The following is a 12,198-nucleotide window of genomic DNA, read 5'->3' on the forward strand; positions in this document are numbered from 1 at the left end:
CCATTTTTTTAAATCACAATTGATTGACGGCCAGCATCGTCAAACGCCACGGCGGACCCAAACCAGGTTGATCGGTGACCTCTCTCCGCGAGGCTCCGCTCCTCCGCCTCTCCGCGTTTAATATGTTTCACACGGTCTGGTGCAGAGGCGGCGTCGTAGCTGTGTGGATGAGGTTGAGTTTGCGGGTTGTTTGGGAGGGACTGCCACCACTCTTGAGGCATGTTCAGGTTGAGCGGGTCTTGTTGTCGTCGAAATCAAACTGATGCCGATGAAGCGTGTGACCCCTACGAAAGGAACCACCGGAATGTGCAAAATGACCCGCTCAACCCCTGTCTGTTTGTCAACCTGTTCACGTCGCTTGCGACGAAGCATCCTGCGGGGGTTGGTCGTGGGATGCTTGGCGTTCGCGGCACCGGTGGCGATTCAGGCGGAGGACATTGAAGTCGTGAATCTGAATGACACCGGGACCGGTTCACTTCGCGAAGCGATTTCCAATGCCACTGCGGGCGACCGGATTGTGTTCAACATCCCCGGTGGCGGAACGATCGCGTTGGCGACGGACCTGCCCGAGATCACGGACAACGTCTCGTTCACCAATCAGAATGTGGCCGCAGTGATCATCGATCGGATTGGCCTTGGTCCCATCTCAGTGACTGGCGGGACCGTCGACTTTAGTGAGTTGCAAATCAACGGCGACGGATTGTCGCCTGACATCGAGATGTCCGCCGCGGCCACCTTGATCGGAAACGCAGATCAAATCACTGCCAACATCCAAGCGGCAGGGACGATCGCGCCGGGCGACAGCAGTGCCGCGGGCAGCGTCGGGGAGTTGATCATCAATGGGGACTTGGACGCGACGGATGCAACGCTCCAGGTCGATGTGAATGGTGCCGGATCGCCAAACGATTTGGTGCGAGTCATTGGGAACGGGACCGTGACCGATGCGACGTTGACGCCCAACTTTGTTGGTTCCAACTATTCCATCGGAGACACCTTCACAGTGTTCAGTGCGACGGGTGGTTTGGCTGGAGCGTTGACCAATCCAGCGGAGGTGTTTCAGTTGTCTTCGAATCCATTCCTGGAAGCGATCATCAACTCGAACCCAAATGATCTGACGTTGTTGATTCAGGACAATGGGGAATCCTTCACCTCGGTGATGGGAGGCTGCGGGCAGCTGGGGGCCGTGACGGAGATCGATCGCCTGAGGACGGCAGGAACCGTGACTCAGATGTCTGCGATTGGCAACCTGCGCAGCAGTTCCTCGCTGGGAGTCAGTCAAGCGGTGGGGCAATTGGCGGGGGCGATCTACCCGTCATTGGTGGATGCAGAGATCAACGAAGTTCACAACAGCTTGAGCGGGATTCGTGACCGAGTGCTGTTGCAACAAACGGACCTCGATTCGAGCGGTCATTGGTCGCCGTGGGTTCGTGGCTATGGGATGACGCTGGACACCAGCGTCGAGGGTTGCATGGCGGAAGGCTATCGCCGAAAGGTGGGCGGGATTGAGCTAGGGACGGGGTATCTGGCCGCGTCGGGTTTGGGAGCGCATGGCTTTGCACAACTGGGGGCTGCCGACACGGACATGAATACGCTCGGCCAAGGCGCGGACACGGATTCGTATCGCTTTGGTGGAACGGTGCAGTACGTCGGCGAATGGTTGTATGGCTATGGTGCTGGCGGGTATGGGTTCCAAGACCATTCGATCCATCGTGGGATGTCGTCTCTGGAACCCGGGACTTCCGCCGACGGCGAATCGGACGGAACGGCTCAGTTCGGGGCGGTTGAGATTGGAACGGTTCACCGTGGCCAAAATTGGTTGTGGTTGTCGTTTGTTTCGCTGCAGGGTGTGCAAGCGGACGCGGACGGCGAAACGGAAACGGGGGACTCTGAGTTCGTTCTGACATCCCGCGATGTGGATGGTGAATCGCTGCGGAGCATGGTGGGAGTTTCGTTGGCGGGAACCAACCAAACCGGGCTTGGCCCAGCCACCACGCAGCTTCGTTTCGGGTGGTTGCACGAGTTCTTGGATGACCAGCAATCGGGGATCCATGAGGTGCAAGCCGTCGCGCCCACCGAGTTCTTGGTGCAAAGTGCCAACACGGGACGCGATTGGTTGTCGATCGGCACGCAACTGGATTGGGGCTTTGTGCTCGGCGGTCAGTTCACGCTGGCTTACCAAGGCAACCTGAACAGTGACTCCACGTTCCAAAGCGGCATGGTTGGAACACGCTGGATTTGGTGAGGTGGCTGGCTGACGCATCGGGTTTTCATTCGACGGTCTTGGAAGACCATCGTACGGAATTGCGAGCCGGGGATCTCGCGGCGATGGGCGGCAAACAACTGTCGTCGCTCCGCGACTTGGGGACTTTTGTCGTTGGCGGATGACCTTGGGTTGAAAACCCAAGGCTTCCGGCTTCCGTCGCTCCGCGACTTTGTGTGTGTTCGGGTGTCACGCCCCTTGCTCAACCAGCCGCGGAGCGGCGACAGGTGGGGAGGGATGCGATGGGGGATCGATTGAAAAAGTGAAATTGACAATTGTCAATTTCAAAATCTGGGCGGTGGAGGTGTTGGAGGGGCTGGCGTCGGGCATGCCGAATCGGCCTCGCTGACGCGTCCGGTTTCCATTCGACGGGCTTGGAAGCTCGGCGTACTTTGCCCCGGACGGGGCCGTCGTTGGGGGACTAGTGGTCTGTCAGGACTTGTTTTTAGGGTAGTGGACGAGGCCACGAGTCCTGAACCGGCGTCAAATCCAAGGACTCGTGGCCTCGTCCACTACGATCAACCCTAACTTTTAACTTTGACGGACCACTAGATTTCAACGCATGTAGGATGGGCACTCTTACCCGTCAGAGTGGTGGATGTCGGCCAAGAGTGGCCAACCGACAGCTCTGCGTTCAGGAGGTTGAATTCGCGAATTGAGAGTGACGGAAGAGGAGGATCGTTTAAGCTGATCGCTTCCTTCACCCCCTGCCGCATTCAGGCTCTGACCCGCTCCATGGCTGCTGAACACGATTCCCCGCGACCGATCGGTCGGCCACGCAAGTTTGACCGCGCGGAGACTCTGTTGGCGATCGTCGATGTGTTCTGGCGATTGGGATACAACCAAACCAGCTTTCGCGAAATGGAAGCCGCGACAGGCGAAGGCCGCCAAAGTTTGGTGAATGCGTTCGGTGACAAGGCGGCCATCTTTGAGAAAGCCATTCAGTGCTACATCGATCACCGCGTCAAGGAGGTGATCGAGTTGCTTCGCGGGGAGGGCGAACCATTGGACCGAATCGCGAATGTGTTGGCTCGATGGGAAGCGGATGCGAAGGCGCCTGATCATCGCGGATGTTTGTTGGTCAACACGGGCGGTGAGATTGGCGCAAGAAATGCGGCCATTGCGGATCGGATGGCAAACTCGACCCAACGTTTGGTGAATGAGTTTGCCAAGACTTATCAACAAGCGATGAGATCAGGTGTGATCGCAACCAAACCGTCCGCGAAATCGTTGGCTCGGCTCACCGTCGCGTTGGGCGATGGGGCGTTGTTGCAGGCTCGCGTCAGTGGCGATGCGGTTGCCGCGAAGCAAACGCTGGCGACGCTGACGGAATTGATTCGCAGTCGCTGATGCGACAGTGAATGGATCGAACGCATGGCGGACTTGAATCATCGCTGTGCATTTTGTTTTTGAACACGCATTCAAAAACGATGTGCGTTTCCCTTTTGATGGAGACTCCGATGAATATTCAAGAATTTCGAAAACGTCAACAAACCATCTCGCTCGATGGCGTGATCCATGAACCGCTGGACGTCGCTTACACCGACGTGGGCGAGGGCGAGCCCATCCTGTTGTTGCATGGCATCCCAACCTGGTCGTTTTTGTTCCACGATGTGATCGACACGCTGGCTCAGCATTACCGAGTCATCGCGCCGGACATGATCGGTTATGGTTACTCCGATCGCCGCGACCAGTTTGATCGTTCGATTGAGTTCCAGGCCAACTTCGTCGAGCGTTTCCTGGAACACTTGGACGTCGAAAGTGCCCACTTCGTTGCTCACGACATTGGTGGCGGCGTGGCACTGATCCTGGCCGACCGAAAGCCCGAACTGGTGCGATCGATGGTGTTGTCCAACAGCGTCGCTTACGACAGCTGGCCCGTGGATGAGATGCTCGCGATGGGGCACCCACGCAACGCGAAGATGAAACCGGAAGAGATGACCGAGAAGTTGGTCGAGAGCTTCCAGTTCGGTTTGTCGCGTCCAGAACGACTCACCGAAGAGTTCAAGGAAGGCATCGTGACGCCCTACCAAGAACGTGACGGAATCGTGAGCTTGGTTCGCAACGCGGCGAGCTTGAACACGAACCACACCACTCCACTGACCAGTCGTCTGGGCCAGATGCAGCAACCGACGCTACTGCTGTGGGGCGAAGATGACAAATGGCAGCCGATCAGCACGGCGGAGCAATTGGTGAAGGACATGCCTCATGCGGAACTGCATCCGATGAAGGACTGCTCGCACTGGGTTCCGCAAGACAACCCGGAAGAGTTCGCCAGTGCGACGCTCGAGTTCCTGCAACGGGTTCCTGTGGCCGTGTAGGGTGATTCACTCGCTGGCGACGGGATGGTTCAGGATCAAGATTCGGAAACCATCTCCGCCAGGGACTTTCACCGCCGGCCATTGTTCGATCTTCTGCTGGGTCGTTTCACTGAACGTGCCGTCGAAGGGATTGAACCAGGTCAAGTTCATCGTTTGCCCGCGGACTTCGCTGGGCAGTCGCAGTCCCAAGAAGTCATTTTCTTTGGGGACGTAGTAGAGGACTTGGCCCTTGTCGTTGTGGAGGCAGAAGCCAGCGTTGCTGCGTTTGTCACCGGCGATCAAATTGCCAAGGTCGTACTTTTCGACCAGAGTTTGTAGGTGGCGGTAGTAGTCCAATCGCGGGCGATTTTCGGGTTCGAGTTCGGTGATGTCGGGAACGATGACATTCCACGCGGCGCCTTGCCAGTAATGGGTCGGAAATGTGCCGGCGAAGACGCACTGGTAGGCTCGTTCGAGGCAGACTTCCGGTGATGTGTAGTTGCCGTTGAAGACGACGTAGGGGCCTTTTTCGTAGCCGCCGTGTTCGATGTTGAGGATCGGTTTGCCGGGGATGTTTTTGCAGACTTCTCGCATCACGTGGTAGAGCTCGGATTGCCAAAGCTGAACCGAAACAAAATCAATTTTGTCGGCGAAGCGTCGGCAGTAGCCGTAGTCATGCACGGTGATCAAACGTTGGTAGGCATCCAACTCACGCAGACGCTTGATGCGGCCGTGGATGTAGTTGACGTCGTTGTGCCCGTACCCGAGAGCTTCTTTGGAGATGTCCCAAATCAGGTTGGGGTAGGCTTGGTACCGGCGGACGACGTAATCGAAGTAGCGGTTGTCGGCGTCCGAGTTGGCTTGCGGCCAGTTCACACGTTTGTTCCAGACGTAGACCATCAGGTGAGCGGCGATGCCCTTTTGATCGAGGTATTCGATCACTCGGTCGAGTCGTTGGAAGTACTCGATGTTGAGCTTCGAATGATCAGGTGATTCGTTGTCGCCGGCAAATGGATAGACGTTGGGGCTGCCGTATTCGTACTTGGAATCCAGACGATCGTCCTTGGCCCATTTGACGTCGTAAGCAAACACGTTCAGGACGACTTGGTTGAATCCGTTTTCGGCCAGCGTGTCGACGAACTGCCGCGTCTTGGGAATGTCGTTGGCGTTTTCAGCGTCGAGTGCGAACAACCAATCGCATTCAAAGGCGATCGGGTAATAGCGGTCTCCGTTTTGAAATTGGAACTGGCGGTCGTTGTTGGGATCAAGTTCGATTCCGCCACGGCGTTCGTCGGTCGCGGGCGAGACGGTCAGTTTTCCGGATTGGTTGTTGAGTGCATTGGTCGTCGATGCGGTTGTGTAGGTCCACTGGCCTGAAGCAGGAGGTGTGAAACGGATGCAATAGGTTTGGTCTCCGTCATAAAAACCGGGAATGCTGATCGCTTGGCCGGATTCGCTTTCGAAGGTCGCGGAGAACGGTGTGTCGACGGGATTGTCTGCCAGCGAGTCGACTTGGAAACGAAGCTCGGTGACGTCCCATTGCGTTGGTGTTTGGGGAGACGCTTCGTCGGCATGAACGAAGGAATGTCCGATCACGACGCAACTGGCGAGAAGCAAGTGGGGTGCGAAAGCTGGCAAACGCATGAGATTCATCTGGGGAAGATGGGGTGGGGAAGCGAGACGAGGCATCGTATTCCAGCCGGTGGGCGGCTTCTATTCGAGCGGACGCAAGAAAACAGAAAACGCCGTGTTTTTCAGGGTGAGACGCGATCGGATGGCGAAAGGGCTCTATGGATCGTGCCGGGTTGGGGATCGGCGGATGTCGGGGGAGAATCTGCATTGCTAGAGTTTGTGATCATCTCCCCCACAACCACAGGAACACAGCCATGCGAGGCGTCTTGGTCACGAAGAACGACAAGGACTTGACCGCAATGTTGCAGGAAATCGATGAGCAACAGTTGCCCGAGGGAGACGTGACCATTCGAGTGCATTGGTCCAGCTTCAACTACAAGGATGTGCTTGCGATCACCGGAGAAGTGCCGGTGATTCGATCGTTCCCAATGGTGCCAGGGATCGATTTGGCTGGGGTGATCGAATCCAGCGACGATGAACGCTACCAAGTCGGGCAAGAGGTCTTGGTGACCGGCTACGGAATTGGCGAAGCCCACTGGGGCGGGTATACAGAATTGGCACGTGTGCCCGGGGATTGGTTGGTGCCGTTGCCAGAAGGGTTGTCACTGCGTCAATCGATGGCGATCGGGACGGCAGGTTTCACTGCGATGCTGTGCGTGATGGCATTGGAACGAGGCGGTGTCACGCCTGAGCAAGGCCCGATCTTGGTGACCGGTGCGGGCGGAGGTGTCGGCAGCGTTGCGATCAGCTTGCTATCGAAATTGGGGTACGAGGTCGCTGCGGTATCGGGACGCCCGGAAACAGCGGGCTATTTGAAAGAGCTGGGGGCCGACGAAGTCCTGCCGCGATCCGATTTTTCGCAGCCCGGCAAACCGCTTGGCAAAGAGCGTTGGGCGGGCGCGGTCGATGTCGTCGGCAGTCACACGCTGGCGAACCTTTGTGCGTCGACCAAGTACGACGGCGTCGTGACCGCGTGCGGGCTGGCCGGTGGAATGGATTTTCCCGCCACCGTGGCTCCGTTCATCCTGCGTGGGGTGACGTTGGCTGGCATCGACAGTGTCCAGTGCAAGCAGCCTCGACGCTCGGAAGCCTGGCAGCGTTTGGTCCGCGATTTGGACCTCGGCAAGCTGGAAACGATGATCAACGAGATCAAGCTGGACGACGTGATCGAGACCGCCAAGAATTGGCACGGTAGCGATCATCGTGGGCGTGTGGTCGTCTCCGTTCAAGCCTAGCCGTCTGTCAGGACTTGTTTTTAGGGTCGTGGACGAGGCCACGAGTCCTGAACTGGCGTCAAATCCAAGGACTCGTGGCCTCGTCCACTACGATCAACCCTCACTTTTGGCTGTGACAGACCACTCGACAACTCGTGCAGGGATCAGTCGATGGCTGAACCGAAGTCATCGACGACGGTTGGTTGACGACGGATGTGAACCCAGTCGAATTGACCGATCAGTTTTTGGTGAATTTGATCGAGCGTCATGTCTTTCAGCGAGTCATCCGAATCGGGGCACAGTCCCGATGTTTTCGCGGCCCAGCGGACGATCGTTTCAGGTGTCATGCCTTGTTCGCGAAAATGTGACAGACGTGTGTCGCCGTGACGTTTGGCGAGCCGGCGACCGTCGGTGCCGGTGACCAGTGGCACGTGCGCGTGGCTGGGTGGGGAATGTCCCAGTGCTTCGTAGAGTTGAAGCTGTCGAAAGGTGCTGAGGATCAAGTCGTCGCCGCGAACCACTTCCGTGACCCCTGCGTCGATGTCATCGATTACGACCGCGAGTTGATACGCCGCCAAGCAGTCTGCTGCTGTTTCGGCTTTTCGTGTGATGGGAAAGTCGCCGATGTCTCGAATGGGATCGCAGGTGACTTCGCCGTGGACTCGATCAAAGAAACGATCGGGCTTCGCGTGCATTCGAAAGCGAAAGCAGAACGGTTTGTCTTCCGGCAACGGGTCACCGTTTTTCCAGCCCGCACAGGTGCCGGGATAGACCGGGGCATCGGGCGTCCATCCCGAGGCGGTGCTTTCATGCGGGGCTGAAGCGGCGGCTTCGATGTCGCGGCGAGTGCAGGTGCACGGGTACACACGGCCTGCTTCCATCAACTGGTTGCGGGCTTGATCGTACAGCGTCGAACGCTCGGTTTGGATGATCGGGTCACCGTCCCAGTCCATCCCCAGCCAGTTCAGGTCCGTGATGGCTTGTGTGGTTGCCCAGGGCTTGATGCGAGGCGAATCGATGTCCTCGATCCGCAGCATCAAGCGAGCGTTTTGGGACCGAGCACTCCAGTACGCGATCAGGAATGTTCTCGCGTTGCCGAGGTGTTGTGCTCCCGTCGGGGAAGGTGCCAATCGGCAGACGGCACTGGACATCAGAATTCGGCGTTGCCGGGTGTGCGCGGGAATGGGATGACGTCGCGAATGTTGGCCATGCCGGTGACGTACTGGACGGCGCGTTCCAGTCCCAAGCCGAAACCAGCATGCGGCACGGTGCCGTATCGACGCAGGTCGACGTACCACCAGTATTCGGATTCGTCCAAGCCGCCTTCGGCCATGCGGCGCTGCAGCACATCGAGTCGTTCTTCGCGTTGGGAGCCGCCGATGATTTCGCCGACGCCGGGGACCAACACATCCATCGCGGCGACCGTTTTTCCGTCCTCGCTGACTCGCATATAAAACGGTTTGATCGAGGAAGGGTAGTCCGTCAGGATGACTGGGCCGCCGACCACGCTGGTCAAGTAACGCTCGTGTTCGGCTTGCAGGTCCGTTCCCCACTCGACCGGGTATTCAAATTTTTCATCGCAAGCGAGCAAACGCTCGACCGCGTCGGTGTAGGTCATGTGTTCGAACGGTTTTTCGATCACGGACTGCAGTTGATCGATCTTGCCCTTTTCGATGCGCTCGTTGAAGAATTCCATGTCTTCGCCACAGTGCGAGAGGCAATCTGAGAAGACGCGTTTGAGAAAACGTTCCGCCAAACGCATGTTGTCCTGGAGATCATAAAACGCGGCTTCGGGTTCGACCATCCAAAACTCGGCCAGGTGCCGCGACGTGTTGCTGTTTTCGGCCCGGAAGGTGGGGCCGAAGGTGTACACACGAGACAGTGCCGTCGCGTAGGTCTCGGCTTCCAATTGGCCGCTGACGGTCAGGTGGGTTGGCTTTTGGAAGAAATCTTGTTTGGTGTCGAAGGGGCGATTCGAACCAGCCAGTTTTTCCAGGTTCAGCGTCGTGACACGAAACATTTCGCCGGCACCTTCGCAGTCACTGGCCGTGATGATCGGTGTGTGCAGGTAGTTGAAGCCTTCGTCGTCGAAGAAGCGGTGGATCGATTGGCTGATCCGATTGCGAACCCGCATCACAGCGCCCAGGGTGTTCGTCCGAGCTCGCAGGTGCGACCACTCGCGGAGCTTTTCGAAGGAGTGCCGTTTCTTTTGCAGCGGGTAGGTTTCTCCATCGCACCATCCGACGACACGAACGGAGCTGGCGTGCATTTCGGTCGATTGGCCTTTGGCGGGGGATTCAACCAGCTCACCTTGAACGACCACGCTGCAGCCGGCCGTCAGCTTTTGAATCTCTTCGGCGTAGTTGTCCAGTTCGGCGGGGGCAACGACCTGCAGGTTTCCCAGGGACGTGCCGTCGTTGACTTCCAAGAAGCTGAAACCGCCTTTGCTGTCGCGTCGTGTTCGGATCCAGCCGCGAATTTCGACTGGGCGAGGCAACTCGGTGCAGGTGCGGCAGGCATCAATCGTGGTCCAGTCCATGGGGGCAATCATCGAGCGTTGGGAGGAGACAAACAGGGAATCCAACACAAAAATCAAAACGTGGTTTTGGGCCGTGAGTGCGGCAGACAACAGCGTATTGGGGTCTTTGTGATTCGATCGTGTTGTATCGTAGCGAATTGGTCTGGGGACGCCTCCACCACAACGGAAGCGATTCCCACTAAACTAAGGGCTGACGTGTTTCCCTCCCCCGTCCTCGATTGCCCCCTTCCTGACCCATGCCCACCGCGTCCGCGTCTGAATCCAATTCCAATCCATCCCAGCCAGCAGATGCGTCGGGGTCGATTGATCACGTATTGATCGAAGATCGCCTGTTTCATCCTCCGGCCGAGTTCACATCCCAAGCGGTGATTTCGACCGAAGAACAATACGAGAAGTTGGCCGCCGCCGCTCGCGCCAACCCCGACGAATTTTGGCGAGCGGAAGCACTGGAGCATTTGCATTGGTTCGAACCGTTTGACACGGTGTGTGATTGGCAACCCCCTCATGCGAAGTGGTTTGTCGGTGGCAAAACCAACGCTTGTTACAACAGCGTCGACGCTCACGTGGCCGCCGGCCGCGGTGATCGGACCGCCATCATTTGGGAAGGCGAGCCGATGGAAGACGGCCAGCCGTGTGATCAACGGACGCTGACCTATGCGGAATTGCAGACCGAGGTCGCAAAGTGTGCCGAAGGGTTGACGCAATTGGGCATCGGCCTTGGCGACGTCGTCAGCATCTACATGCCGATGACGCCTGAACTCGCGGTCGCCATGCTGGCCTGTGCACGAATCGGAGCGATTCACTCGGTGATCTTTGCGGGATTCAGTGCGGAGTCGATTGCGGATCGAAACAACGATGCCTCCGCCAAGCTGGTCATCACCTCGGATGGGCTGTATCGCCGCGGGAAAGTGCTGCCCCTCAAGGTGACGGTCGATGAAGCGCTCGAGAAATCGCCCACGGTTGAAAAATGCTTGGTGCTGCGACGCACCGGGGAAGAGGCACCCATGCAGGAAGGTCGCGACTTGTGGTGGCACGACGTCGTGGAGAATCAGCCGGGCGAGATGCCAGCTCAGCCGCTCGACAGCGAAACACCGCTGTTCATCCTGTACACCTCCGGCAGCACCGGGAAACCCAAAGGCATCCTGCACACCACCGCGGGATACAACTTGTGGGCGAAGCGGACATTCCAGTGGGTGTTTGACCATCGCGAAGACGACGTTTACTGGTGCACCGCTGATTGCGGCTGGATCACGGGGCACAGCTACGTCGTGTACGGGCCGTTGTCGGCTGGGGCGACGTGCTTGATGTACGAAGGAGCCCCCAATTTCCCCGCCGAAGATCGGTTCTGGGACATTGTTGAGCGGCACAAAGTCAGCGTGCTGTACACCGCACCGACCGCCGTTCGGGCCTTCATCAAGTGGGGCGACGAACACGTCGACAAGCACGATTTGTCCAGCCTGCGATTGCTGGGAAGCGTTGGGGAAGGCATCAACCCCGAGGCTTGGATGTGGTACCACAAGAAAATTGGCGGCGAGAAATGCCCGATCGTCGACACGTGGTGGCAGACCGAAACCGGCGGCATCATGATGAGTCCTCTGCCAGGGATCACACCCACCAAACCGGGGTCCTGCACCCGGCCGTTGCCGGGCGTTGTGCCCAGCATTGTGGATGAACTGGGCAACTCGGTTGACAGCGAACACGGCGGCAAGCTCTGCATCGCTCAACCCTGGCCTGGGATGCTGCGTGGGATCTACGGCGACGAAGAACGATTTGTTGAGCAGTACTGGACCGATGTCCCGGGCAAGTATCTGACGGGCGACAACGCGCGTTGTGACACCGATGGGTACTACTGGATCATGGGACGCATCGACGATGTGATCAATGTTTCTGGGCACCGTCTGAGCACGATCGAAGTCGAGTCGGCCTTGGTTTCTCATCCGGACGTGTGTGAAGCTGCTGTGGTGGGGCGTCCCCACGACTTGAAGGGCCAGGCCATCGCAGCCTTCGTGACTTCCAACGATCGCGGTCACGACGATGAATTCCGCAAGGAATTGAAGCTGCATGTGCGGAAACAAATCGGTGCATTGGCTCAGCCCGATGACATTCGGTTCACGGCGGCATTGCCCAAGACTCGCAGCGGCAAAATCATGCGACGGTTGTTGCGGGATGTGGCCGCTGGCCGCGAATTGGTGGGTGACACATCGACGCTGGAAGACCTTTCCTCGCTCGCGAAATTGCGAGAGGAAGACTAGA

General features: G+C 57.9%; 8 protein-coding genes. 5 read left to right on the top strand and 3 right to left on the bottom strand.

The window, feature by feature from the left end:
- Positions 1–304 precede the first annotated feature (304 nt).
- From UH5x_RS23360 to UH5x_RS23370, 3 genes are all read left to right on the top strand, one after another.
- On the top strand, positions 305–2,242 hold the full coding sequence (locus UH5x_RS23360) for an autotransporter family protein (RefSeq protein ID WP_482633861.1): 1,938 nt from the start codon (positions 305–307) through the stop codon (positions 2,240–2,242).
- 753 nt (positions 2,243–2,995) lie between these two features.
- On the top strand, positions 2,996–3,610 hold the full coding sequence (locus UH5x_RS23365) for a TetR/AcrR family transcriptional regulator (protein WP_482633862.1): 615 nt from the start codon (positions 2,996–2,998) through the stop codon (positions 3,608–3,610).
- A gap of 110 nt (positions 3,611–3,720) precedes the next feature.
- Positions 3,721–4,581, top strand: coding sequence for an alpha/beta fold hydrolase (locus UH5x_RS23370; protein WP_482633863.1), 861 nt, complete (start codon positions 3,721–3,723; stop codon positions 4,579–4,581).
- A gap of 6 nt (positions 4,582–4,587) precedes the next feature.
- Here UH5x_RS23370 and UH5x_RS23375 read toward each other — a convergent pair whose 3' ends face one another.
- On the bottom strand, positions 4,588–6,204 hold the full coding sequence (locus tag UH5x_RS23375) for an apiosidase-like domain-containing protein (protein ID WP_482633864.1): 1,617 nt from the start codon (positions 6,202–6,204) through the stop codon (positions 4,588–4,590).
- 242 nt (positions 6,205–6,446) lie between these two features.
- On the opposite strand from UH5x_RS23375, the gene acuI reads away from it, so the two are divergent.
- Positions 6,447–7,427: an acrylyl-CoA reductase (NADPH) gene (gene acuI / locus UH5x_RS23380; protein WP_482633865.1), complete on the top strand. Its 981-nt coding sequence runs from the start codon at positions 6,447–6,449 to the stop codon at positions 7,425–7,427.
- 143 nt (positions 7,428–7,570) lie between these two features.
- Here the strand turns inward: acuI and gluQRS are convergent, their stop codons facing one another.
- Complete coding sequence (gene gluQRS / locus UH5x_RS23385) at positions 7,571–8,557, bottom strand: tRNA glutamyl-Q(34) synthetase GluQRS (protein WP_482633866.1); 987 nt, start codon at positions 8,555–8,557, stop codon at positions 7,571–7,573.
- Positions 8,557–9,957, bottom strand: a complete 1,401-nt coding sequence (asnS, locus tag UH5x_RS23390) for an asparagine--tRNA ligase (RefSeq protein ID WP_449314164.1) — start codon at positions 9,955–9,957, stop codon at positions 8,557–8,559. The genes gluQRS and asnS overlap by 1 nt, the downstream gene beginning before the upstream one ends.
- Positions 9,958–10,181: 224 nt before the next feature.
- Here asnS and acs point away from each other — a divergent pair, with 224 nt between their 5' ends.
- Positions 10,182–12,197 (top strand): acetate--CoA ligase, encoded by a 2,016-nt coding sequence (acs, locus tag UH5x_RS23395; protein ID WP_482633867.1) that lies wholly within the window; start codon positions 10,182–10,184, stop codon positions 12,195–12,197.
- Position 12,198 lies beyond the last annotated feature (1 nt).

It is taken from the genome of Rhodopirellula sp. UH5 (assembly GCF_056839225.1).

Excerpts from the sequence above, each read along its gene's own strand:
- UH5x_RS23360 (WP_482633861.1), top strand. The coding sequence starts at position 305 with ATGTGCAAAATGACCCGCTCAACCCCTGTCTGTTTGTCAACCTGTTCA.
- UH5x_RS23365 (WP_482633862.1), top strand. The coding sequence starts at position 2,996 with ATGGCTGCTGAACACGATTCCCCGCGACCGATCGGTCGGCCACGCAAG.
- UH5x_RS23370 (WP_482633863.1), top strand. The coding sequence starts at position 3,721 with ATGAATATTCAAGAATTTCGAAAACGTCAACAAACCATCTCGCTCGAT.
- UH5x_RS23375 (WP_482633864.1), bottom strand. The coding sequence starts at position 6,204 with ATGCGTTTGCCAGCTTTCGCACCCCACTTGCTTCTCGCCAGTTGCGTC.
- acuI (WP_482633865.1), top strand. The coding sequence starts at position 6,447 with ATGCGAGGCGTCTTGGTCACGAAGAACGACAAGGACTTGACCGCAATG.
- gluQRS (WP_482633866.1), bottom strand. The coding sequence starts at position 8,557 with ATGTCCAGTGCCGTCTGCCGATTGGCACCTTCCCCGACGGGAGCACAA.
- asnS (WP_449314164.1), bottom strand. The coding sequence starts at position 9,957 with ATGATTGCCCCCATGGACTGGACCACGATTGATGCCTGCCGCACCTGC.
- acs (WP_482633867.1), top strand. The coding sequence starts at position 10,182 with ATGCCCACCGCGTCCGCGTCTGAATCCAATTCCAATCCATCCCAGCCA.